23 protein-coding genes are annotated in these 23,874 nt (G+C 61.5%); 11 read left to right on the top strand and 12 right to left on the bottom strand.

Annotated features, from left to right (window positions below; genetic code table 11):
• Positions 1–38: 38 nt before the first annotated feature.
• From C3418_RS04815 to fhuB, 4 genes are read left to right on the top strand one after another with little or no spacing between them, the layout of a single operon-like run.
• Positions 39–1,685, top strand: coding sequence for a multidrug ABC transporter permease/ATP-binding protein (locus tag C3418_RS04815; RefSeq protein WP_103858077.1), 1,647 nt, complete (start codon positions 39–41; stop codon positions 1,683–1,685).
• A 46-nt stretch (positions 1,686–1,731) separates the two neighbouring features.
• Positions 1,732–2,496, top strand: a complete 765-nt coding sequence (locus C3418_RS04810) for an ATP-binding cassette domain-containing protein (protein WP_010672275.1) — start codon at positions 1,732–1,734, stop codon at positions 2,494–2,496.
• Between the two features lie 31 nt (positions 2,497–2,527).
• A complete protein-coding gene (locus C3418_RS04805; protein WP_181023066.1) occupies positions 2,528–3,421 on the top strand; it encodes an ABC transporter substrate-binding protein in 894 nt (297 codons plus the stop codon).
• A complete protein-coding gene (gene fhuB, locus C3418_RS04800; RefSeq protein ID WP_103858075.1) occupies positions 3,418–5,400 on the top strand; it encodes a Fe(3+)-hydroxamate ABC transporter permease FhuB in 1,983 nt (660 codons plus the stop codon). Before C3418_RS04805 ends, fhuB begins: the two co-directional genes overlap by 4 nt.
• A 69-nt stretch (positions 5,401–5,469) precedes the next feature.
• On the opposite strand, the gene mnmE is transcribed toward fhuB, so the two are convergent.
• From mnmE to C3418_RS04760, 8 genes are all read right to left on the bottom strand, one after another.
• Complete coding sequence (gene mnmE, locus C3418_RS04795) at positions 5,470–6,831, bottom strand: tRNA uridine-5-carboxymethylaminomethyl(34) synthesis GTPase MnmE (RefSeq protein WP_010672278.1); 1,362 nt, start codon at positions 6,829–6,831, stop codon at positions 5,470–5,472.
• 109 nt (positions 6,832–6,940) lie between these two features.
• Entirely contained in the window at positions 6,941–8,587 is a 1,647-nt protein-coding gene (gene yidC, locus C3418_RS04790) for a membrane protein insertase YidC (protein WP_041214180.1), read from the bottom strand.
• Between the two features lie 5 nt (positions 8,588–8,592).
• A complete protein-coding gene (gene yidD / locus C3418_RS04785; protein ID WP_010672280.1) occupies positions 8,593–8,841 on the bottom strand; it encodes a membrane protein insertion efficiency factor YidD in 249 nt (82 codons plus the stop codon).
• Positions 8,808–9,167 carry a ribonuclease P protein component gene (gene rnpA, locus C3418_RS04780; protein WP_010672281.1) on the bottom strand — a complete coding sequence of 120 codons (360 nt, stop codon included), beginning with the start codon at positions 9,165–9,167 and terminating at the stop codon, positions 8,808–8,810. The genes yidD and rnpA overlap by 34 nt, the downstream gene beginning before the upstream one ends.
• Positions 9,167–9,301 (bottom strand): 50S ribosomal protein L34, encoded by a 135-nt coding sequence (rpmH, locus tag C3418_RS04775; RefSeq protein WP_005307156.1) that lies wholly within the window; start codon positions 9,299–9,301, stop codon positions 9,167–9,169. Before rpmH ends, rnpA begins: the two co-directional genes overlap by 1 nt.
• A 269-nt stretch (positions 9,302–9,570) precedes the next feature.
• Positions 9,571–10,305: an amino acid ABC transporter ATP-binding protein gene (locus C3418_RS04770; RefSeq protein ID WP_010672282.1), complete on the bottom strand. Its 735-nt coding sequence runs from the start codon at positions 10,303–10,305 to the stop codon at positions 9,571–9,573.
• Between the two features lie 12 nt (positions 10,306–10,317).
• Positions 10,318–10,986, bottom strand: a complete 669-nt coding sequence (locus tag C3418_RS04765) for an amino acid ABC transporter permease (RefSeq protein WP_103858074.1) — start codon at positions 10,984–10,986, stop codon at positions 10,318–10,320.
• Complete coding sequence (locus C3418_RS04760) at positions 10,987–11,745, bottom strand: amino acid ABC transporter substrate-binding protein (protein WP_010672284.1); 759 nt, start codon at positions 11,743–11,745, stop codon at positions 10,987–10,989.
• Between the two features lie 310 nt (positions 11,746–12,055).
• Between C3418_RS04760 and dnaA the strand changes: the two genes are divergently transcribed.
• The 4 genes from dnaA to gyrB all read left to right on the top strand — a co-directional run bounded on the left by dnaA (position 12,056) and on the right by gyrB (position 18,127).
• Complete coding sequence (dnaA, locus tag C3418_RS04755; RefSeq protein ID WP_039040645.1) at positions 12,056–13,426, top strand: chromosomal replication initiator protein DnaA; 1,371 nt, start codon at positions 12,056–12,058, stop codon at positions 13,424–13,426.
• An 83-nt stretch (positions 13,427–13,509) separates the two neighbouring features.
• Positions 13,510–14,613, top strand: coding sequence for a DNA polymerase III subunit beta (gene dnaN, locus C3418_RS04750; protein ID WP_041212068.1), 1,104 nt, complete (start codon positions 13,510–13,512; stop codon positions 14,611–14,613).
• A gap of 2 nt (positions 14,614–14,615) precedes the next feature.
• Complete coding sequence (gene recF / locus C3418_RS04745) at positions 14,616–15,719, top strand: DNA replication/repair protein RecF (RefSeq protein ID WP_103858073.1); 1,104 nt, start codon at positions 14,616–14,618, stop codon at positions 15,717–15,719.
• Positions 15,716–18,127, top strand: a complete 2,412-nt coding sequence (gene gyrB / locus C3418_RS04740) for a DNA topoisomerase (ATP-hydrolyzing) subunit B (RefSeq protein WP_010672288.1) — start codon at positions 15,716–15,718, stop codon at positions 18,125–18,127. Before recF ends, gyrB begins: the two co-directional genes overlap by 4 nt.
• Positions 18,128–18,224: 97 nt before the next feature.
• On the opposite strand, the gene C3418_RS04735 is transcribed toward gyrB, so the two are convergent.
• Complete coding sequence (locus C3418_RS04735; protein WP_103858072.1) at positions 18,225–19,190, bottom strand: GlxA family transcriptional regulator; 966 nt, start codon at positions 19,188–19,190, stop codon at positions 18,225–18,227.
• Between the two features lie 85 nt (positions 19,191–19,275).
• On the bottom strand, positions 19,276–20,046 hold the full coding sequence (locus C3418_RS04730; protein ID WP_103858071.1) for an MBL fold metallo-hydrolase: 771 nt from the start codon (positions 20,044–20,046) through the stop codon (positions 19,276–19,278).
• A 256-nt stretch (positions 20,047–20,302) separates the two neighbouring features.
• Between C3418_RS04730 and C3418_RS04725 the strand changes: the two genes are divergently transcribed.
• Complete coding sequence (locus tag C3418_RS04725; protein WP_010672291.1) at positions 20,303–20,716, top strand: Hsp20 family protein; 414 nt, start codon at positions 20,303–20,305, stop codon at positions 20,714–20,716.
• A gap of 92 nt (positions 20,717–20,808) precedes the next feature.
• Positions 20,809–21,249, top strand: coding sequence for an Hsp20 family protein (locus C3418_RS04720; protein WP_010672292.1), 441 nt, complete (start codon positions 20,809–20,811; stop codon positions 21,247–21,249).
• A gap of 73 nt (positions 21,250–21,322) precedes the next feature.
• Here the strand turns inward: C3418_RS04720 and C3418_RS04715 are convergent, their stop codons facing one another.
• Positions 21,323–22,573: a valine--pyruvate transaminase gene (locus C3418_RS04715; protein ID WP_103858070.1), complete on the bottom strand. Its 1,251-nt coding sequence runs from the start codon at positions 22,571–22,573 to the stop codon at positions 21,323–21,325.
• 283 nt (positions 22,574–22,856) lie between these two features.
• On the opposite strand from C3418_RS04715, the gene C3418_RS04710 reads away from it, so the two are divergent.
• Complete coding sequence (locus tag C3418_RS04710; RefSeq protein ID WP_041214189.1) at positions 22,857–23,090, top strand: hypothetical protein; 234 nt, start codon at positions 22,857–22,859, stop codon at positions 23,088–23,090.
• Here the strand turns inward: C3418_RS04710 and C3418_RS04705 are convergent.
• Positions 23,020–23,844, bottom strand: a complete 825-nt coding sequence (locus C3418_RS04705) for a helix-turn-helix transcriptional regulator (protein ID WP_103858069.1) — start codon at positions 23,842–23,844, stop codon at positions 23,020–23,022. The two genes, C3418_RS04710 and C3418_RS04705, sit on opposite strands and share 71 nt — an antisense overlap.
• Positions 23,845–23,874 lie beyond the last annotated feature (30 nt).

Genomic DNA, 23,874 nt, shown 5'->3' with positions numbered 1-23,874 from the left:
AGGCTCCCGCCCTCCTTCCATTCATCTACAGGCCTGTCATGGAACTCTTGTCACTGGTTTATCGCCAATACCGTTGGCCCTTCATCGCCATTACCCTGCTCAGCCTGCTGAGTGCTGTCAGCGGGATAGGCGTCATTGCCTTCATCAATCAATCACTTATCGAATCAGTCGGGGATCCGCTGCCGATCCTGGGTCAGCTTGTCGGCCTTGTCTTGCTGCTGCTGGTGATCACGCTCGGATCCCAGCTGGCCCTGACCACCCTGGGTCACCATTTCGTCTACCGGTTGCGTGGCCGCCTGCTCAAGCAACTGCTGGATACCGACGTCGCCCGTCTGCGTCAAATAGGGCAGGGGCCGCTCCTGGCCTCCCTTTCCAGCGACATCGGTCAGATCACCATCGCCTTCGTGCGCCTGCCGGAACTGGTACAGGGTCTGGTGCTCACCCTGGGCTCCATCATCTACCTTGGCCTGCTCTCTCCCGCCTTGCTCGGTGTTACCGCCCTCTGGGTCACCGTGACCATGGTGGTGGGCTGGCTGCTGGTGAATCGGGTCTATCGCCACCTGGCGCACATGCGCCAGGCCGAAGACAGGCTCTACCAGAACTACCAGTCCATCATCGCCGGGAGCAAGGAGCTGGCGCTCAACCGCGAGCGTGCCCACTTCGTCTACCACCAGCTCTATGAGCAGAATGCCCGGGACTACCGGGAGCAGATCATCCGCGCCGATACCTACCACCTGAGCGCGGTGAACTGGTCGAATATCATGATGCTGGGTGCCATCGGCCTGGTCTTCTTCCTGGCCAACGGGCTGGGCTGGGCCAACACCAATGTGGCCGCCACCTTCGCCCTGACCCTGTTGTTCCTGCGCACTCCCTTGCTACAAGGGATCGGAGCCTTGCCGACCCTGATCGCCGCCCAGGTGGCATTCGACAAGATAGCTGCCCTCAATCTGGCGGAGCCGGACGAGGCGTTCCCGTTGCCGCCTGCGTCTCGCCCCTGGCAGCGCATCGAGCTGGAGCAGGTGAGCTTTCACTACCAGGGGGAGGGCGGTTTCTCCGTGGGCCCCATCAATCTGGTGATCGAGCGGGGGGAGCAGATATTCCTCATCGGTGGCAATGGCTCCGGCAAGTCGACCCTGGCCATGCTGCTGACCGGGCTCTATCAACCGGTCTCTGGCCGGATCCTGCTGGATGGGGAGCCGGTCACCGATCGCAACGGCTATCTGGGGCTCTTCTCCGCCATCTTCACAGACTACCACCTGTTCCAGCATTTGCTGGGGCCCGAGCCGAAAGAGGCGCTGGTCGCCGAGTGGCTTGAGCGGTTGCAGATGGGCAGCAAGCTTGCCATCGAGGATGGCTTCATCGCCGATATCGACCTCTCCCAGGGCCAGCGCAAGCGGGTCGCCCTGCTGCTGGCCCTGGCAGAGCAGCGGGAGGTGATGCTGTTCGACGAGTGGGCCGCGGATCAGGATCCCCAGTTCCGCCGCATCTTCTATCAGGTGCTGTTGCCGCGTCTCAAGGAGATGGGCAAGACGGTGATCGCCATCAGCCACGACGATCACTACTTCTCTCTGGCCGATCGCCTGCTGGAGATGCGCCAGGGCCGCCTCACCGAACTGACCGGCGAGCAGCGCGAGCAGGTGAGCCGGGATGCGGTCGCCCATCTGGATGGCAAGGTGCCGGCCTGATGCTGGCACCGATGAGACTGGCAGCAAGCCAGCACAGGAATTGCTTATGTTCGAGATGAAATCCGCCAGCTTCGCGGTCAATGACCGCACGCTGCTGCACCCCACCAGCCTTCGCTTCGAGCAAGGTCGGGTCTATGGCCTCATCGGCCACAACGGGTCGGGAAAATCGACCCTGATCAAGCTGCTGGCGCGCCAGCAACCCCACAGCGGCGGGGAGATCCTGTTCGATGACCAGCCGTTGTCTGCCTGGGGCAACCGGGAGTTTGCCCGTCAGGTGGCCTATCTGCCCCAGCACCTGCCGAGTGCCGAAAACCTGCTCGGCCGCGAGCTGGTGGAGATGGGGCGCTACCCCTGGCGCGGCCTGCTGGGCCGGATGGGAGCGGAAGATCACCGTCAGGTAGAGCGGGCCATCGCCCTGACCCACACCGAACGCTTTGCCGATCGGCTGGTGGATACCCTCTCCGGCGGTGAGCGGGGACGAGTCTGGCTCGCCATGCTGCTGGCTCAGGAGAGCCGTTTCATCCTGTTGGACGAGCCACTGGCCGCCCTGGACGTGGCCCATCAGGTGGAGGTGCTCACGCTCGTCAAGCAGCTCAGCCGCCAGCTCAACCTCGGGGTCATCATCGTCATTCACGACATCAACATGGCCTCCCGCTTCTGCGATCGGCTGGTGGCGCTGCACTCCGGCCGTCTGCTGACCCACGGCGAGCCCGAACAGATCATGACAGGGGAGACCCTGAACGCCATCTATGGCATCCCCATGGAGGTCATTCGCCATCCGGCCCATGACCACGCCATCGCCATCGTCTGACCGGGGGCCGCTCTTGAACCGTTTATTGAAGATGGCGCCCTGTCTGCTCAGTCTGCTGCTGCCCCTGGCAGGGGAGGCCGGGCAGCTTGTCACCGCCACCAGCGCCACGCCCCGCATCGCCACAGTGGACTGGACCATAGCCGAGACCCTGCTGGCTCTGGGGGTCACCCCGATGGCGGTGGGGGATGTGGCCCCCTATCGCGCCTGGGTCGGTGAACCCCAGCTTCCTGCCGGGGTGATCGATATCGGGCTGCGTGCCCAGCCCAACCGGGAACTGTTGGCGGAGCTCAAACCGGATCTTATTCTCATCTCGCCGCTGGCGGCCCCCCTGGCGCCGACCCTCTCCCGCATCGCGCCGGTGCACTCCATCGCCCTGTATGAACCGGGCACCGATCTGTGGCTGCGACTGCGGGAAGCGACCCTGACCATAGCCGCCCTGGTCAACAAAGAGACCGAGGCCGAACGCCAGCTCGCCGCGCTGGAGCTGGATCTGGAACAGATGCAGGCGGCGCAGCCCGCCGATCTGCCCCCTTTGCTGGTGGTGCAATTCATCGATGAGCGCCATGTGCGGGTGTTTGGCCGTGGCAGCCTGTTCGAGGCAGTGATGCAGCGCCTCGGCCTTCGCAACGCCTGGCAGGGAGAGACCAATGCCTGGGGATTCTCGGTCGCGAGCCTGGAGCAGTTTCTCGGGATGCCGGATGCCAGGCTGGTGGTGGTGGACCCCGTGCCCGTAGGAGTTGGTGAAAAACTTCAGGAGCCTGGATTGTGGCAGCATCTCCCGCTGGTACAGAACAATCCGGTGATCCATCTGCCTGCGACATGGAGTTTTGGTGGCATATTGGCGGCCCGCCGCTTCGCCACCCTGCTGGACGGTGCCTTGCGGGAGCAGGCTGTCCACAGAGCAACCGGGGGATCAAATCAATGAGCTCTTCTCTTTCTTCGCCCCTGCTGCGCCCGGGTCTCTGCCTGTTGGTGCTGACACTGGGGCTGGCTTGCGCCGAGCTGGCGCGTCAACTGCCGGGGGCGCTCTGGTGGCAGGCCCTGTTCTCCCCCGAGCTGGACGATGCCCGCCAGGCGGTGGTCCATTTCAGCTGGCTGCCGCGCCTTGCCATCTGTCTGCTGGCCGGTGCCGCCCTCGGGCTCGCCGGTACCCTGATGCAGCAGGTGCTGCGCAATCCCCTGGCCTCGCCCACCACCTTGGGGGTGGCCTCCGGCGCCCAGCTGGCACTGATGATGGTGACCCTGCTCGCCCCCTCCTGGCTGCTGATCGGGCGGGAGTGGGTCGCCATGGCCGGGGGAAGCCTGGCCATGGGGCTGGTCTTCGCCCTGGCCTGGCGCCGCCAGCTCAATCCCGTGGTCATCGTCTTTGCAGGGCTGGTGATCAACCTCTATCTGGCCGCCATCAGCATGGGATTGCTGCTGTTCTTCCAGGAGGAGCTCAAAGGGCTGCTGGTGTGGGGGAGCGGATCTCTGGCACAGAACAGCTGGAGCGGCGTCGGCTATCTGCTGCCACGGTTGCTGCTGGCCGCGATGCTGGCGGTGGTGCTGGTGCGCCCGCTGGCAGTGCTGGAGCTGGACGATGCCAGCGCTCGCAGCCTGGGGGTCTCTCTCAAGCACCTGAGATTCGCCGGCCTCGGCCTCGCGGTCTTCATCACCGCCTGCGTGGTGAGCGTGGTGGGGCTGATCGGTTTTATCGGGCTGGCGGCGCCCGCCATGGTGCGGCTGCTGGGGGTCAGAAAACTGGCCCAGCGGCTGCTGTGGGCACCCATCCTCGGCGCCCTGTTGCTGGCGGCCACCGATCTGCTGCTGCAGACCCTGAGCCGGTTCTGGCCTGTGCTGATCCCGACCGGCGCCATGACGGCCCTGTTGGGGGCGCCGCTGCTGCTCTGGCTGATCCCGCGTCTTGGCATCAAGCAGAGTGCGCCTAAGGCGAACTCCTCCCTGCAGTTGGCCCGCCATCCGGCGCCGACTCGCCTTGTTGGCCTGATGGTGTTGGGGCTGGCTGCGGCGGTGATCGCCTCCCTGTTGTTTGGGCAGGGGATGGACGGCTGGGGTTGGCCGAGCTGGCTGCGGTGGCAGGCCCAACTGGAGTGGCGCTTGCCGCGCACGCTGGCTGCGGGTGCCGCAGGCGTGTTGCTGGCGCTGGCTGGCACCCTGTTGCAGCGAGTCAGCAACAACCCCATGGCGAGCCCCGAGCTGCTGGGGGTGAGCGGTGGCACCTTCATGGGGGTGATTGCGGCGGCCCTGTTGCTGCCCGCCTTGCCGCTGCCCATGATGCTGCTAGGGGGGCTGGTGGGCGCCTTCGCCTGCCTGTTGCTGCTGGTGCTTATCAACCGGCGCAACGGCTTCCAGCCGGAGCGGATACTGCTGTCTGGCATCGCCATCACGGCGCTGTTCGAGCCGTTGCAGGCCATCGCCCTGGCCAACGGCGACCTGCGGGTGCAGCAACTGCTCTCCTGGATGTCCGGCTCCACCTATTACGTCACCCAGCCGGTGGCCCTTGCCCTGGTGGTGTTGGCGCTGCTGATGCTGGCAGCCTGCCTGCTGGTGAGCCGCTGGCTCGATCTCATGCCCATGGGGCCGGCGGTAGCGACGGCTCTGGGGATCCATCTCGGCCGTGCCCAGCTCACCATCCTGCTGCTGGTGGCCGTGCTCACCGCCAGTGCCACCATGGTGATAGGCCCGCTCTCCTTTGCCGGTCTGCTGGCGCCGCACCTGGCCAGATTGATGGGGCTGGTGAGGGCGCGCTGGCACCTGCTCGGCGCCGCAGGCTGTGGTGCTTTGCTGATGGTGTCGGCGGACTGGATCGGCCAGCAGATCCTCTTTCCCCAGGAGGTGCCCGTCGGTCTGGTCTCCACCCTGTTAGGGGGTGCTTACTTCATGTGGTGCCTGCGCCGCCTCTAGGTCGGTGGATGAAAAGCGCACAAAAAAGCCCGGGATGAACCCGGGCTTTTCATTGCCTGCCCTGCGGACTTACTTGCCGATGCAGAAGCTGGAGAAGATGCGGCCCAGCAGATCGTCGGAGCTGAACTCGCCGGTGATCTCGGACAGGGACTCCTGGGCCAGGCGAAGCTCCTCGGCCACCAGTTCGCCAGCCACATAGACCTCAAGCTGCTCCCTGGCTACCAGCAGCCGCTCGGCGGCGCGCTCCAGTGCGTCCAGGTGGCGGCGGCGGGCCATGAAGCCCCCCTCTGTATTGCCCTGGAAGCCCATGCAGGCCTTGAGGTGCTCGCGCAGGGCGGGCAGCCCCAGCTCGGTCTTGGCGGAGATGCGATAGACGGCGTGGCCCTGCTCCTGGCTCGGTGCCAGATCCTCGCCGGTCAGGTCCGCCTTGTTGCGCACCACGGTGAGGCCGATGTTTTTTGGCAACCGATCAACGAATTCCGGCCAGATATCGTGGGGGTCGACGGCGTCCGTGGTGGTGCCGTCCACCATAAACAGCACCCGGTCGGCCTGTTCGATCTCGGCCCAGGCGCGCTCGATGCCGATCTGTTCCACCTTGTCCTGGGTATCGCGCAGGCCCGCGGTGTCGATGATGTGCAGCGGCATGCCATCCAGATGGATGTGCTCGCGCAGCACGTCGCGGGTGGTGCCGGCGATCTCGGTGACGATGGCGGACTCGCGGCCTGCAAGGGCGTTGAGCAGGCTCGATTTGCCGGCGTTGGGACGACCGGCGATCACCACCTTCATCCCCTCTCGCAGCAGGGCACCCTGCTTGGCCTCGCCGCGTACGTCATCCAGCTCGGACATGATGGCGTAGAGGTCACCCGCCACCTTGCCGTCGGAGAGAAAGTCGATCTCTTCATCCGGGAAGTCGATGGCCGCTTCCACATAGATGCGCAGCCGGGTGAGGCTCTCCACCAGCTGTTGCACCTTGCCGGAGAACTGCCCCTGTAGGGAGTGCATGGCGCTGCGGGCGGCCTGCTCGCTGGAGGCTTCGATGAGATCGGCGATGGCCTCGGCCTGGGCCAGATCCAGCTTGTCGTTGAGGAAGGCGCGCTCGCTGAACTCGCCCGGGCGGGCGGGGCGGATGCCGTCGATCTGCAGGATGCGGCGGATCAGCATGTCGAGAATGACGGGGCCGCCATGGCCCTGCAGCTCCAGCACGTCTTCGCCGGTGAAGCTGTTGGGGGCCTTGAACAGCAGGGCGATGCCCTGATCCAGCGCCTGGCCCTGCTCGTCCCTGAACGGCAGATATTCGGCATAACGCACCCTTGGGAGCTTGCCGAGCACTATCTCGGCGACCCGCTCGGCGGCAGGGCCGGAGACGCGGACTATGCCGACGCCGCCACGGCCGGGGGCGGTGGCCTGGGCCACGATGGTATCTGTTGTCATCTTGCTTGACTCGCTGGTTGGCTGAATGAGTAAGAGGGTGGGGGACATTGTAATAAAAAAGGCGGCCCGAAGGCCGCCTCTTTTGTCATCAGGAAAGATGGGCTGCGCATCAGTTGCGTGAGTGCAGGCCTTTCTTCTCCAGCTGACGATAGATGATGGTCTGCTGGATGATGGAGATGACGTTGCTCACCAGCCAGTACAGAGTCAGACCTGCCGGGAACCAGAGGAACATGAAGGTGAAGATGATCGGCATGAACTGCATCACCTTCTGCTGCATCGGGTCCGTGATGGTGGTCGGGCTCATCTTCTGCAGATACCACATGGAGGCACCCATGAGGATCGGCAGCACGAAGAAGGGGTCCTTCACCGACAGGTCGGTGATCCACAGGGCGAACGGCGCGTGGCGCAGCTCGACAGACTCCATCAGTGCCCAGTAGAGGGCGATGAAGATGGGCATCTGTACCAGGATGGGCAGGCAGCCGCCCAGCGGGTTGACCTTCTCCTTTTTGTACAGCTCCATCATGCCCTGGGACATCTTCTGGCGATCGTCACCGAAGCGTTCCTTGAGCGCAGCCAGCTTGGGCTGGAGCATGCGCATCTTGGCCATGGAGGTGTACTGGGCCTTGGTCAGCGGGAACATGATGCCGCGCACCAGCAGGGTCAGCATGATGATGGCCAGACCCCAGTTCTGGACGAAACCGTGGAACACGGTCAGCAGCCAGTGCAGCGGTTGGGCGATGAACCAGAGCCAGCCGTAGTCGACAGTCAGATCCAGGTGGTTTGCCACCTTGGCCATCTGATCCTGCAGCTTGGGACCGATCCACAGCTTGCCGCTCACTTCGGCCTGCTGGCCGGCAGCGACGTCAACCAGCGGCGCCTTGTAGCCGATGATGGCCTGGTCCTTGCCCGGGATCACGCGGCTGTAGAAGCTGTTGGTGTCGTTGGCATTCGGGGCCCAGGCAGAGACGAAGTAGTGCTGCAGCATGGCGACCCAACCACCCTGGGTGGTCTTGTTCAGGTCGGCATCCTTCATCTCGTCAAAGGTGTACTTCTTGTAGCGGGAGTCTTCGCTGGAGAAGGCACCACCACGGTAGGCACTGGCCACCATGGCATGACCTTCCTGATCCTTCGGCGTGGTCATGGTCTGCTTCAGCTGACCGTAGAACTGTACCTGGACCGGCTCGGCAGACTTGTTGTCGATCTTGTAGTCGACGCCCACGGCGTAATCACCGCGCTTGAGCACGAACTCCTTGGTGAAGACCACGCCCTTGCTGTCGGTCCAGGTCATCGGAACGACGACTTGATCCTGACCATCGGCCAGCTGATAGCTGGTCTGGGCGGCTTCATAGGTGGGACGACCCTGGGCCTGGCTGTCCGGACCATCGCGACCGACCAGACCGCTCTGGGCCACATAGAGGTGGGCAGGCTGGCTGGTCAGCAGGGTGAACGGCTGTTCCTTGCCTTCTTCCAGCTTGTGGGCCAGCAGTTCGGCAGAGACGATGTCACCGCCCTGGGTGTCCAGGGTCAATTTGAGCACGTCGGAGGAGACGGTGATCAGCTTGCGCGCGGCGTTACCATTTGCTTGCTCGGAAACCTGAGGAATATCACCGGTCTGACCGGCTTCAGGTACGAAATGTTCGGTTTGGGCCACGGTAGTCGGGGCCGGCTTCGGAGCCTTGTCGGACTCCCACTGTTGCCAGAGCAAGAAGCTCACGAACAGCAAACCGATCAGGAGTAAATTGCGTTGTGATTCCATAGTCTTCAGTTTCTTCGCTTTGGTTGCGGAACCGGGTCATAACCACCCTCGGATAAGGGATGGCATTTTAATAGACGTTTGCTGGCTAACCAAACGCCTTTTATGAAACCGTGAAGTCGGATTGCTTCTATCGCAAATTGGGAACAAGTCGGGGTGAAACGGCAGCGCGGCCCGAGCAGGGGACTAATGATTAGCTGATACAGGCGTATCAGTTTGATTGCTACCCATTGCAACGGCGTGACAGAGTGCGCCATAGCTTTTCCAGTAACTTGAACAGCGCTTCGTTGTCCATCTCCTTCACGCCACCCTTGGCGATCACGACGATGTCGATAGCGGGCAGATTGGCTTGATTGAGGCGAAAACTTTCCCGAACCACTCGTTTTACACGGTTGCGCCAGACGGCACGCTTGAGCGCCTTTTTGGGCACGGCGAGGCCAAGACGGGGGTGTTCGAGGGAGTTGGGGCAAGCAAGAAGCGTAATTTGCGGAGAAGCGGCCCGGACAGGCTCGGCGAAAACGCGTTTGAAGTGTTCGGGAGTTAACAGACGTAACTCCCGAGAGAAGGTGTGCTGGGTAGGCATTAGACTACCAGGCGGGCACGACCCTTGGCACGACGAGCGGCCAGAACTTTGCGGCCGTTGGCAGTAGCCATGCGAGCGCGGAAACCGTGAGAGCGCTTGCGCTTCAGGTTGGACGGTTGAAAAGTACGTTTCATGATTCGATTCCGTATTTCTGTACAGTTTTGATTGTCACACTTAGCCGACGCGCCAGCTATAGCGTGTGACGACTAGCAAAAGAGGCCGAATTCTAAACAGAGTTCAGCTTCTCGTCAATCCGCCGTTCCTTTCCATCTCGCCCCGTTCGTCGACCGAGCGGGATAATCTGGCAGGATCCGGAGGATCAAGGGCCCCGAATTATACTGGCAACCCGGGGTTAAACAAGGATCCCTCAAGAAAAAAGGCGGCCAGGCCGCCAAAGAGAGAGCTATTTAAGTACTTTGCGCAGGAACTCCCGGGTACGGGGATCCTGCGGATCGACCAATATCTGATCCGGCGGGCCCTGCTCCACGATCCGGCCTCCTTCCATGAAGATCACCCGATCGGCGACATCACGGGCAAACTCGATCTCGTGGGTCACCACCACCATGGTCTGGTGCTGGCGGGCGAGCTGCTTCATCAGGCCCAGCACCTCGTCGACCCACTCGGGATCGAGGGCGGAGGTGGGCTCGTCAAACAGGATCACCTTGGAGTGGGCCGCCATGGCCCGGCCGATGCCGACGCGCTGTTGCTGGCCGCCGGAGAGGGAGGCCGGGTAGGCATCCTGTTTCTCGGCGAGGCCGATGTCCTTGAGGATGCCCAGGGCAGTGGCACGAGCCTCCGCCTTCGGCTGCTTCCAGACGGTGATCAGCCCCTCGGCGATGTTGTCCAGCGCCGTTTTGTTGGCGAACAGGGCGTAGTTCTGGAACACGAAAGAGGCGCGTTTGCGCAGTTCGATGGCCTGCTGGTCGCTGGCCTTGGCCAGATCCACGGCGAGGTCATCGATGACGAGCCGCCCTGCATCCGGGGTTTCCAGCAGGTTGAGGCAGCGCAGCAGAGTCGACTTGCCGGTACCGGAGGGGCCGATGATGACGACAATCTCCCCCTTCTTTACCTCAAGATCGATGCCGTTGAGCACCTGATTTCCGTCATAGGCCTTGGAGAGACCCGTTAGGTTGATCATGACAGGCCTCCTTTAATAAGCACGGTTCAGCCGCACTTCCAACAGATGCTGCAAGCGGGTGAAGAAGATGACCACCACCCAGTAGATCAGCGCCACCGCCATGAAGCTCTCGAAGAACTTGAAGGAGGAGGCCGCTTCCATCTGGGCCTTGCCCATGATCTCCGCCACTCCCAGGGTAAACGCCAGGGAGGTGCTCTTGATCATGTCGATGAAGTAGTTCATCAGCGATGGTGTCGCGATGCGGGCCGCCTGGGGCAGGATGATCCGCTGCATCGCCTGCAGCCGGCTCATGCCGATGCTGAGGGCGGCTTCCATCTGGCTCTTGTGGATGCCGAGAATGGCTGCCCGGATCGACTCGGCCATGTAGGCGGCAAAGTGCAGGGTCAGGCCGATGATGGCGGCGGTAAAGGCATCCATCCCCACGAAGATGGGGAAGAGCTGCGGCAGCCCGTAATAGAGCAGGAACAGCTGGACGAGCAGCGGTGTACCCCGGAAGAACGAGATATACAGCATCGCCAGCCAGTGAAGTGCGGGAACGCGAAACACCCGTACTATCGCCAGGATCAGCGACAGTACGAGTGCCAATACGAATCCCCACAGGGCCATTTCCATCGTGGTGCCCAGGTATTTGAGCAGGATGGGAAACAGCCCTAGCGTGTAATCGAGGTCAAATTCCATCATTTATTTGCTGGTGATGTCCGCTGCGAACCATTTTTCGGAGATTTTGGTCAGGGTGCCGTCTTTGCGCATGGCGGTGAGGGCATCGTCAACCTTCTTCAGCACGGCCTGCTTTTCCGGGGTCTTCAGGAAGGGCAGGGCGTTCTCGATGGTTTCGAACGGTGCACCAGCCTGTTGCAGCGGCAGCTTGGATTCCTTGATCAGCTGGGCGGTGGAGACACGGTCCATCACGAAGGCGTCGATGCGGCCCAGGGCGACATCCTGCTCGAAGGCGGAGTCATAGGTACGGATATCGATCTTCTTGTTGGGGTCGTTCTTGCGCAGCAGCTCTTCGAAGTTGGAGCCCAGGTTGACGGCGACTTTCTTGCCTTCCAGGTCCTTGATGCCGTGGATGGTGTTGTTGCCCTTGCGGACCACGATCTGGGCACCGTCATAGACATAAGGCTGGGAGAAGGCGTACTTGGCCTTGCGCTCGTCGGTGATGGTGATCTGGTTGGAGATGGTGTCGACGCGGCCGGTTTCCAGCATGCCGAACAGGCCGGAGAAGCTGGCGGTCACGAACTCGACCTTGTAGCCGGTGCGCTCACCGATCTGGTTCCACATGTCCACCTCGAAGCCCTGCAGCTTGTCCTGCTTGACGAAGGTGAACGGGAAATATTTGCCGGACATGCCGACCTTGATGGTTTCCTGGGCGATGGCCTGGCCGGACAGGCTGGCCAGCAGAATGGCGGCGCCGGAAATCAGCTTGATGGTGGTTTTCATGGGGATTCCTCTCTCTGTAGTGCTGTATTTTTAGTTGTAATCACGGGTTGGCGCTGATGTTATTGGAATAAAATATAAAAAATAAATGATATTTGGTTATATAAAATAACTATGGTCGCAGCGCGCCATTCTGTCCACATTGACGATATCCGGCTGTGGGTAACTTTGGGGATGAAATGGGATCCTGGGGCGTTGGATCCTTGAAAGTCAAGGATCTTATTTGCTGGATCCGTGCGGCAGCAACTGGAGATCCGGCCACTAAAAACGTAGAATAGCCGGTCTTTACTTAATCAATTGACGGGAGTCTAGAGTGACTGCTTCGCTATGGCAGCAGTGCCTTAACCGGCTGCAAGATGAGTTGCCCTCGGCAGAATTCAGCATGTGGATCCGGCCGCTTCAAGCGGAGTTGAGTGACAATACTCTGACCCTGTATGCACCGAACCGCTTTGTTCTGGACTGGGTACGCGACAAGTACCTGCTCCGGGTCAACGGCATCATCAACGAGCTGTGCGGAGCCGACGCTCCCACCCTGCGTTTTGATATCGGCAATCGCCCTCATCCCGTCGCGGTCGCCAGGGCGCCGGCCCGTGGTGTCGATCCTGTGAATAACTCTCCCAAGAGCTGGGAAAACAAGGCTGAAAACAAGCCCGAGCCAAACCACAAGAGCAACACCAACGTGAACTATACCTTCGAGAATTTCGTTGAGGGTAAGTCCAACCAGCTGGCCCGTGCGGCCGCCCGTCAGGTGGCCGACAATCCGGGTGGTGCCTACAACCCGCTGTTCCTCTATGGCGGCACCGGCCTTGGCAAGACCCACCTGTTGCACGCCGTTGGCAATGCCATCAAGGATCGCAAGAAAGACGCCAAAGTCATCTACATGCACTCCGAACGGTTCGTGCAGGACATGGTGAAGGCGCTGCAGAATAACGCCATTGAAGAGTTCAAGCGTTATTACCGTAGCGTCGATGCCCTGCTCATCGATGACATCCAGTTTTTCGCCAACAAGGAACGCTCCCAGGAGGAGTTCTTCCACACCTTCAATGCCCTGCTTGAAGGAAACCAGCAGATCATTCTGACCTCGGACCGCTATCCGAAAGAGATCAACGGGGTGGAAGATCGTCTCAAGTCCCGCTTCGGCTGGGGACTCACGGTGGCGATCGAGCCGCCGGAGCTGGAGACCCGGGTTGCCATCCTGATGCGCAAGGCGGACGAGAACCAGATCCATCTGCCGGACGAAGTGGCCTTCTTCATCGCCAAGCGGCTTCGCTCCAACGTCCGTGAACTGGAAGGCGCCCTCAACCGGGTGATCGCCAACGCCAACTTCACCGGCCGCGCCATCAACATCGACTTCGTGCGCGAGGCGCTGCGCGATCTCCTGGCCTTGCAGGAGAAGCTGGTCACCATCGACAACATCCAGAAGACGGTGGCGGAGTACTACAAGATCAAGCTGGCGGATCTGCTCTCCAAGCGTCGCTCCCGTTCCGTTGCCCGCCCGCGCCAGCTGGCGATGGCGCTGGCCAAGGAGCTGACCAACCACAGCTTGCCTGAGATAGGGGATGCCTTTGGTGGCCGTGACCACACCACGGTTCTTCATGCCTGCCGCAAGATCGAGCAGCTGAAGGAAGAGAGTCACGACATCAAGGAAGATTATTCCAACCTGATCCGTACCCTTTCTTCCTGATAACGGAACGGAGTGCACAGATGCAGATTGCATGTTCCAGCCTGATCCGAATCCTTTCCTCCCAATAACAACGGAGAGCACAGATGCAGCTCGAAATTAGCCGTGAGGCCCTGTTACGTCCCCTGCAACTGGTGTCCGGTGCCCTGGGTGGCCGGCCGACCCTGCCCATCCTCGGCAACGTCCTGCTCGATGTCAGCAATGGCCTGCTGTCTCTGACAGGGACCGATCTCGAGGTGGAGATGATCGGACAGGTCTATCTCAACAGCGACAGCCAGGATGGCCGCACCACAGTGCCGGCGCGCAAGCTGCTGGACATCTGTCGCGGTCTGCCGGAGGGGGCGGAGATCCGCCTCAGCACCGAGGGAGAGCGCCTCATCATCCGTTCCGGCCGCTCCCGCTTCAACCTGTCGACCCTGCCGGCGACCGAATACCCGAACATCGAGGATTGGGAATCCGTGCTCGAGTTCGACATCAGCCAGCTGGAGCTGAAAAAACTCATCGACGCGACCCAGTTCTCCATGGCGAGCCAGGACGTGCGCTACTACCTGAACGGCATGCTGTTCGAGAGCGAGGGCCACGGCCTGCGTACCGTGGCGACGGACGGTCACCGGCTGGCCACCTGCCGCCGCGAAGTGGTAACGGAATCGCTGCCCGATCATCAGGTCATCCTGCCCCGCAAAGGGGTGCTGGAGCTGGTGCGCCTGCTGGAAGCGGAAGACAAGCCGGTACGGCTGCAAGTGGGCCGCAGCAACCTGCGTGCCGCCCTGGATGGCTTCATCTTCACCTCCAAGCTGGTGGATGGCCGTTTCCCGGACTGGCGCCGCGTCATCCCGAGGGGGAGCGACAAGGCCCTGATCGCCGGTCGCGAGGATCTGCGCCAGGCCTTTGCCCGTGCCGCCATCCTCTCCAACGAGAAATTCCGTGGGGTGCGTCTCAATCTGCAGGAAAACCTGCTGCGCATCACCGCCAACAACCCGGAACAGGAAGAAGCCGAAGAGCTGCTTGACGTACAATACGCCGCTGGCGAGATGGAGATCGGCTTCAACGTCTCCTATGTGCTGGACGTGTTGAATACGTTAAAATGTGACCAAATCCGGATCAGCCTGAGCGATTCCATCAGCAGCGCCATTATTGAGGATTTTGAGAACCAAGATGCCCAGTATGTGGTGATGCCGATGCGGATCTAGTCGTGTCCCTGGTCAAACTCCAGCTCAGCGACTTTCGCAACATTCAGCACGCCAATCTCGCGCTGTCTCCCGGCCTCAATATCCTGGTCGGGAGCAACGGCAGCGGCAAGACCAGCGTGCTGGAAGCCATTCATTACCTTGGTCTCGGCCGCTCGTTTCGTACCCATTTGACCGGGCGGGTCATCCGCCAGGGCGAGCGGGCCTTTACCCTGTTTGCCCAGTGCGAGCTGGAGGGGCGTCAGGTGCCCATCGGGCTTGCCAAGGACAAGGGGGGCGAAACCCAGCTCAAGATCGCCGGTGCCCAGGCCCAGCGCCTGGCCGATCTGGCGGAGCTGTTGCCGGTACAGTTGATCCACCCCGATGGTTTCAGCCTGCTGACCGGTGGGCCCCAGGCTCGCCGGGCCTGGCTCGACTGGGGTGTTTTCCATCAGGAGCCGACCTTCTTCTCCCTCTGGGGGCGGGTGCGTCGGCTGTTGAAGCAGCGCAATGCCTTGCTGCGCCAGAGCACCCAGTATCGTCAACTGGCGTTCTGGGATCAGGAGCTGGTGCGACTGGGCGGCGAGCTGGCGGGGTTTCGCGCCAGTTATTGTCAGGCCATTACGCCCCTGATCAAGGAGATGACCGCAGATTTTCTGCCGGAGTTCGATATCAGTCTTGGATTCTATCGAGGCTGGGAAAAAGACACTCCCCTCGACGCATTGCTGGAGGCGGGGTTCGAACGGGATCGTTCGCTGGGGTACACTGGGGTCGGTCCGCAGAAGGCGGACGTGCGGCTCAAGGCGAACGGTGTCCCCGCGCAGGATATTTTGTCCAGGGGTCAGCTGAAGTTGCTGGTCTGTGCCATGCGGCTGGCCCAAGGGCTCTATTTGAATCAACATAGCAGCCGCGGCTGTATTTTTTTAATTGATGATTTTGCCTCTGAACTGGATGTCGACAAACGTCGTCTGCTGGCTGCAAGGCTGAAGCAGTGCGCGTCCCAGGTGTTCATCACCGCCATCGATACCGGTCAGCTCGCAGACATGATGGATGCGAGTGACTGCAAGCTGTTCCACGTGGAACAAGGCAAGATCTCCGAAACGTTAGAGAAGGCAGAGAGTAAGCTATGAGTGAAAATACTTACGACTCCTCGAATATCAAGGTGCTCAAGGGTCTGGATGCGGTCCGCAAGCGCCCGGGGATGTATATCGGCGATACGGACGATGGATCGGGCCTGCACCACATGGTGTTCGAGGTCGTCGACAACTCCATCGACGAGGCTCTGGCTGGCTACTGCTCCGATATCCAGGTCAAGATCCATTCCGACGGCTCCGTCTCCGTGCGCGACAACGGTCGCGGCATTCCGGTGGACATCCACCCGGAAGAGGGTCGTTCGGCCGCTGAAGTCATCATGACCGTGCTGCACGCCGGCGGCAAATTCGATGACAACTCCTACAAGGTGTCCGGCGGTCTGCACGGTGTGGGCGTCTCCGTGGTGAACGCGCTTTCCGACAAGCTGCTGCTGACCATCCGCCGCAACGGTCATGTCTACGAGCAGACCTATCACCTGGGCGAGCCGCAGGCACCGCTCAAGCAGATTGGTGACAGCACTGGCACCGGGACCGAAGTTCGCTTCTGGCCGAGCCCGACCATCTTCAGCGACACCCTGTTCCACTACGAGATCCTGGCCAAGCGTCTGCGCGAGCTCTCCTTCCTCAACTCCGGCGTCTCCATCCGTCTGATGGACGAGCGTGATGGCCGCGAGGCGCACTTCTGCTACGAAGGGGGCATCAAGGCCTTCGTCGAGTACCTGAACCAGAACAAGACCCCGATCCACCCCAAGGTGTTCCACTTCACCACAGAGCAGGACGGAATCGGTGTCGAAGTCGCCATGCAGTGGAACGACGCCTATCAGGAAGGGGTCTACTGCTTCACCAACAATATTCCGCAGCGGGATGGCGGTACCCACCTGGTGGGCTTCCGTACCGCGCTGACCCGGACGCTGAACAACTACATGGACAAGGAGGACTACAGCAAGAAGGCCAAGTCCGCCGCCAGTGGTGACGACGTCCGTGAAGGTCTGATTGCCGTTATCTCCGTCAAGGTGCCTGACCCTAAGTTCTCCTCCCAGACCAAGGACAAGCTGGTCTCGTCCGAAGTGAAGACCGCCGTGGAACAGGCGATGGGTGAGAAGCTGGCCGACTTCCTGCTGGAAAACCCGGGCGACGCCAAGATCGTGGTCAACAAGATCATCGATGCGGCCCGTGCCCGTGAAGCGGCCCGCAAGGCCCGCGAACTGACCCGCCGCAAGGGCGCGCTGGATATCGCCGGTCTGCCCGGCAAGCTGGCGGACTGTCAGGAGAAAGACCCGGCGCTCTCCGAACTCTACATCGTGGAAGGGGACTCTGCTGGCGGCTCCGCCAAGCAGGGTCGCAACCGGAAGAACCAGGCCATCCTGCCCCTCAAGGGTAAAATCCTGAACGTGGAGAAGGCCCGTTTCGACAAGATGATCTCCTCCCAGGAGGTGGGCACCCTGATCACCGCTCTGGGCTGTGGCATCGGTCGCGACGAGTACAACCCGGACAAGCTGCGCTATCACAACATCATCATCATGACGGATGCGGACGTCGATGGTGCGCACATCCGTACCCTGCTGCTGACCTTCTTCTATCGTCAGATGCCGGAAATCATCGAGCGTGGCTATGTCTTCATCGCCCAGCCGCCGCTCTACAAGGTGAAGAAGGGCAAACAGGAGCAGTACCTGAAAGACGAAGACGCATTGTTGCAGTACCAGACCGCCATGGCGCTGGACGGTGCGACCCTGCACGTCAACGAGTCTGCCCCGGCCATCGGTGGCGAGGCGCTGGAGCGTCTGGTCAACCAGCATCGCTCCGTGACTCACCTCATCACCCGCATGTCCCGCCGCGCCCCGGAAGCCGTGCTGACCCAGCTGATCTATCAGCCTGAGTTGAACGAAACCCTGCTGGCCAGCGAGAGCGATCTGCAGACCTGGTGCCAGAGCATGGAAGCCGTGCTCAACGAGAGCAACCACGGTATCCAGTACCAGATGCAGGTACGCCGCGACGAGGAGCGCAGCCTGTTCGTGCCCCACGCCGTGGTACGCCAGCACGGGGTCGACCGTGAATATCCGCTGAGCTATGACTTCCTGCAATCCTCCGAGTACCGTCAGCTGGTCTCCCTGGGCAAGGAGATCGCCAACCTGATCGAGGAAGGCGGTTACATCAAGCGTGGCGAGAAGGTGAAGCCGGTCGCCAGCTTCGTTGAAGCGGTCGAGTGGCTGATGGGCGAAGGCAAGCGTGGCATCTACATCCAGCGCTATAAAGGGCTGGGGGAGATGAACCCGGAGCAGCTGTGGGAAACCACCATGGATCCGGAAGCCCGTCGCATGCTGCGCGTCACCATCGACGACGCAGTCGGCGCCGACCAGCTCTTCTCCACCCTGATGGGTGACGCCGTAGAGCCCCGTCGCGACTTCATTGAGACCAACGCCCTGCGGGTTGCCAACCTCGACGTCTAACAGACGGTCCGACAACCATCAAAAGCCGCTCCTCGTGAGCGGCTTTTTGTTTTCTGGGGCAAGGAAAAGGGCGCGTTCCACGTGAAACATGTGAGACCTAGACTCTGTCACCGCGAAAGGTGCGGCGCCACTCCCGCGGCGACACCCCGAAGCGGGTGCGAAAGTGCTTGCGCAAGATGGTGGCAGACCCGAGCCCCACCAGTTCGGCGATGCGTTCCACGGTGTGGGAGCTGGACTCCAGCAGCGTCTGGCTGCGGCGCAGGCGCTCCGACATCAGCCACTCCCCGAGGGAGAGACCGGTGGCGAGCTGGAAGCGGCGGCTAAAGGTGCGTCGGCTCATCATGCAATGTTCCGCCAGGCTGTCCAGGGTGTGGGGCGCGGCCAGGTGCAGGCGAAGGTGATCGAACAGCTGGTTGATCCTGGCATCCCGGGTGGTGGCGGGTACCGGCTGCTCGATGAACTGGGCCTGGCCACCCTCCCGGTGGGGAGGTACCACCAGCCGCCTGGCCAGCTTGTTGGCAATCTGGCTGCCGTGATGCTGGCGAACCAGATAGAGGCAGCAGTCCAGGCTGGCGGCGGTGCCAGCCGAGGTGATGAGCCCGTCGTCGTCGACGTAGAGGGCATTGGTATCGAGCCGCACCCGGGGGAAGCGCTGGACGAACTCCTGTTCAAATTCCCAGTGGGTGGCGGCACCGCGCCCGTCCAGCAGGCCGGCATAGGCCAGCACATAGGTACCGAGACAGAGCCCCACGATCTGGGCTCCCCTGATCCGGGCGGCAACCAGGGCATCGAGCAAGGGTTGGGCGGGGCGCTCGGCCGGATCGCGCCAGAAGGGGATGATGATGATATCCGCCTCCAGCAGACCCTCCAGGCCATAGTCGGCCTCCATGCGAAAGCCCTGGGAGGAGGCGGGTTGCCGCGTGTCATCCCCGGCGCAGAGTCTCAGCTCGAACAACGACTGGCCCGGCATCATCTTGTCGCCAAAGATGAGGCAGGGCACCGAGCAGTGAAAGGGGCTGAAGCGATCGAAGGTGATGACGGCGACGATGAGGGGACGGGGCATGGTGGCAAACTCCTTTGCACTCGGATCCTCATCATACGGGGCAGCAACAGAAAGCCGAAGAGCCATGTGGTGCCCGGCCCCTCGCTCAGAGCACCATGGTGTCGCCATCCTCGGGCACCCTTACCCGGGCGGCCATCCCCTGGCTGTCCAGGTAGTCGCGCAGCTCCCGCCGGGACAGCAGGGCATGATTGACCGCCTCCATGTGGCTGGCGATCAGGGTGGCCTGCGGGGCGGCCTGATAGACGGCGGCCACATCCTCCTTGCCCATGATGATGGCGCCCAGACCCGTCACCTGGGCATCACCGCAGTTGAGGACGACAACCTCGGGTTGGTGCCGGTGCAGCGCTTGTTCAACCTGGGCATTCCAGACGGTGTCGCCAGCCAGATAGAGGGTCTTTTCGGCGGGATGGGAGAAGACCACTCCGCTGACCTCGCCAAGGCGATCCCCCAGCAGGGCCATGATGGTATCGCTGCCGTGCCGGCCTGCCGTCTGTTGCAGGCGGATGCCGGCGAACTCGCCGACCTCGCCCAGCAGGCGCACATCCTCGAAGCCGCATCTCCTCATGGTGTCGGCATCTTTCTGATGCTGCACAAACAGGGGAAGGTGCCTGGGGATCTTCGCTTTCGCGACATCGTCCCAGTGATCCAGATGGTCATGGGTGACAATCACCGCATCCACCTCCAGCAGGGTCGCCATGGGCAGCGGCAGCTCGACCAGGGGGTTGCGAAGATGGCTGTTGGCCATGCCTTCGAAGCCGGGATAGCTCCCCTTGGGGGCCAGCATGGGGTCGATGAGGAAGCGGGTTCCTGCGTAGTGGATGAGCAGGGTGGCGTTGCGAACCTGGGTAATCTTCATGGCGTGCTCCAGTTTCTCGTTGGGGACACGGCCAGTATGGAGGGATGAGGGACGGATCATGAGTGGCCCGCAGGCCTATTATCGATCTAATCGGGCCATTCTTGATGGCCTGCATTTCTTTTGTTTTTACCCCTTGAAAGCCAAATGCTGGCCCCTATATAGATAACAAGGCCGGAACGCTCGACAGAGGTTTCGACCAGGCGCCCGTCCATCAGGAGGGCAAACAATCCGTTATCGCTCACAAGAGGGTAATACTATGCGTTCTATCGACTTTTCTCCGCTCTATCGTTCTGCCATCGGTTTCGATCGTCTGGCCACTCTCATCGAATCTGCCGCCAGCAATGGCAATGCCGGCTATCCCCCCTACAACATCGAGCAGCTGGGTGACAGCGACTACCGCATCAGCATGGCGGTGGCGGGCTTTACCCAGGAAGAGCTGGAGCTGAGCTTCCAGGAAAATCTGCTGACGGTGAAGGGCAGCAAGCAGGCCGACACCGAGCGCAACTACCTCTACCAAGGCATTGCCGAACGCGGCTTCGAGCGTCGCTTCCAGCTGGCCGACTATGTGCGGGTGAAGGGGGCCGACCTGAAGAACGGTCTGCTGCACATCGACCTGGTGCGCGAAGTGCCCGAGGCGATGAAGCCCCGCAAGATCGAGATCAACGGCTGACAGCCTGACCTCGTTGCATTGCTGATGTTTCCCGGGTGCCGATGGCGGGCCCGTGGAGAGTAAACCCTGTTGCTTTATAGAAGGATAGGATCATGCGTAACCTCGATTTTTCTCATCTCTATTCCAATGCCGTCGGCTTCGAGCGGATGGCCCGCGAGCTGGAAGGCCTGTTCGATCAGAAGACCTCGGCCTACCCCCCGTACAACATCGAAAAGCGGGATCACGACAGCTACCTCATCACGGTTGCCGTGGCCGGTTTCGATCGCAATGAGCTGGAGCTGGAGACCGAAAACGGTACCCTCAAGGTGAAGGGGCGCAAGGTCGCCACCATGGGCGAGCGCCAATTCCTCCATCAGGGGATCGCCGAGCGGGACTTCGAGCTCGCCTTCAAGCTGAGCCAGCACGTGGAAGTGCAGGGGGCCAGGCTGGAGCACGGTCTGCTGACCATAGAGCTGGCCCGGGAGCTGCCGGAAGCGCTCAAGCCCCGTGCCATCCCCATCGGCAAACCCGATCAGCTGGCACTGCCCGGTTAAACAACATCGCTGACCACCTGATAGAAAAGAGGCCTGCATCTGCAGGCCTCTTTTTTTCATGCCGAAGGGGGAATCAACCGGCGTAGAGGGCGTTGATCTCGTCGGCCAGGATGGCGATGCCACGACGCACCAGATCTTCGCTCTGGGCATAGTTGAGGCGGATGCACTCCTGGCTGTGGCGCCACTCGGGGTCGTCGATGCCGGGGAAGAAGTAGTGGCCGGGCACGATCAGCAGGTTCTTCGCCTTCAGTCGCTCATACAGCTCCTGGCAGTGGATCGGCAGGTCTTCGAACCAGAGCCAGAGGAAGAGGGCACCCTCCGGCTTGTGGATGTGGAAGCGCGGATCCGGAATGGCCTCGCGCAGCAGCTGGACCGCGAAGGTGGCTTTCTGCTGGTAGAAGGGTTTCACCACCTGTTCGCTCAGGGTGATGATATCTCCGCTCTCGATCATCGGAATGGTGATGGCCGGACCCAGGCTGCCCGGCGCCAGATTGATGATGCCGCTCAGGTTGGTGATGGCCCGGATGATCTTCTCGTCGGCGATGACGATGCCGCAACGGGTGCCCGGCAGGCCGAGCTTGGAGAGGCTCATGCAGAGGATGGTGTTGGCGTTCCAGAACGGCTTGGCGTCGCTGAAGATGATGCCGGGGAAGGGCACGCCGTAGGCATTGTCGATGAGCAGCGGGATCCCTTTGTCACGGGCGATCTGATCGAGGTGCTCGATCTCCTCGTCGGTGAGCACGTTGCCGGTGGGGTTGGTCGGCCGGGAGACACAGATCACCCCGATGTCGTCGCCCACCTGCAGGCTCTCGAAATCCACGTGGTATTTGAACTGGCCGTCGGGCAGCTTCTCGATGGTGGGCTTGTAGGCGACGAAATGATCGTCCGAGAGGGCCGAGTCGGCATAGCCGATGTATTCGGGGGCCAGGGGGAACAGCACCTTCTTCTTGCGACCGTCGGCGAACTCGCCGGCCAGCAGGTTGAACAGATAGAAGAAGGCGTTCTGGCTGCCGTTGGTCAGGGCGATGTTGCGGGCGGAGATCTCCCAGCCCAGCTCCTTGCTGAGCAGGGCGGCCAGCGCCCTGGTAAACCTGTCCTTGCCTTGGGGGCCATCGTAGTTGGCCATGGCCTTGATCAGTTCGCCGTTGCCGAGCAGGGTATTGGCCTCGGCCTGAAAGCGTTCCAGCATGGCGGGGATGGGGGCCGGATTGCCGCCTCCCAGCATGATGGCGTCGGGATTCAGCAGCCCTTGATTGAGGTCGTCCATGAGTTGGGTAATACCGGCGTGGCGAGTGAACTTCTCGCCGAACAAGGAGAATTCCATTCGGTGGCAAATCCAGAGTCAGTTAAGGGGGGAGCTAGCACCATAGCTCACTTCAAAAGCGGGTGTCGATCAAAAAAACGGGGCGTTTCACGTGGAACAGGGTTGCCATGATGGAGGTGGTAAAAAAAACCATTTATAGGTTTTAAAATAACCAATATTCGATTCAGGAAGGGGGGTGGCAGCATCAAAAAATTATTTATATCAATAAAATCATGCTGTTATAAATCTGGCACAACTATTGGAATAGCTATCTGGTCATCTCAACCACACCGGAGCACGCCAGATGAAGATCCTGATCGCTACCCTGATTGCCAGCAGCCTGAGCCTGAATGCCATGGCCGCCGAGAACCCCAGACCCGAGCTGGACAGCGCCGCCCTGCAACAGGAGATGCTGGCCTTGCAGCAGCAGGCCTCCCATGACGTGGTGGCAGAGGCCATCCACAACCTCAAGCCGCTGGCCCTGGAGACCCTGGTGGTGGAGGCGAGTTCGGCCGATGCGACTCACCCCGAGAGTTGAGGTAGCGCAAGGGGGTCTGCCCCGTGTGCTGCCTGAAGAAGGCGATGAAGGCGCTGTCGCTGGCGAACTCCAGCGCAGCGGCCACCCGGCTGATGGGCTCGGCTTCGGCCAGCAGTTCCATGGCCCGAAGCAGTCGCCACTGCTGGCGCCAGGCCTGGTAGCTCATACCGGTCTCCCGCATGAAGATGCGGCCTATGGTCTTGTCGCTGGCACCCACCCGCTCGGCCAGCCGGTTGAGCCGATCGGGCAGGGTGTCACCCCGCTTTATCTCCTGCAGCCAGCCGATCAGACGCCCGTCTGACGGCAGCGGCAACTGCCAGGATTCCCGCGGCGCTTGCGCCAGCTCTTCTTTCAATAATGCCAGTGTGCAGGTTTGCTCTGCTTCCGGCTTGTCCCAGGGCCAGAGCGCCATCCGCTCGATGATCTCCCGCAGCAGCGGGTTGACCGTCAGCACCGCCATCTCGTTTGGCAACGCGGGCTCCGGCTGGAAGTAGAGGGAGCGATAGGCCACTACCCCGCGCATCAATACCCGGTGGGGCAGGCCTGCTGGCAACCAGGCTGCTCGCGTCGGCGGCAGCAGGCAGACCTGATCGTCCAGCTCTATGGTCATGCAGCCTGCCTGGGCGAACAGCAGCTGGTGGCGCTGGTGCTGATGGCGGCCGGAGTCGTGCCAGCCGAGGGCGGCGGCAATACCGATGGCGCTGCCGTCGTGCTGGTCCGGATCAAAGGGGTGATCGGGAAGAATAAAGGCCATGTGTCCGATTCTTGCTGTTTATAGTCCGCC

Source organism: Aeromonas sp. ASNIH8 (assembly GCF_002919855.1).
GTDB classification, from domain to species: domain Bacteria; phylum Pseudomonadota; class Gammaproteobacteria; order Enterobacterales; family Aeromonadaceae; genus Aeromonas; species Aeromonas caviae.
This window is presented reverse-complemented; position numbering and strand designations above follow the sequence as displayed.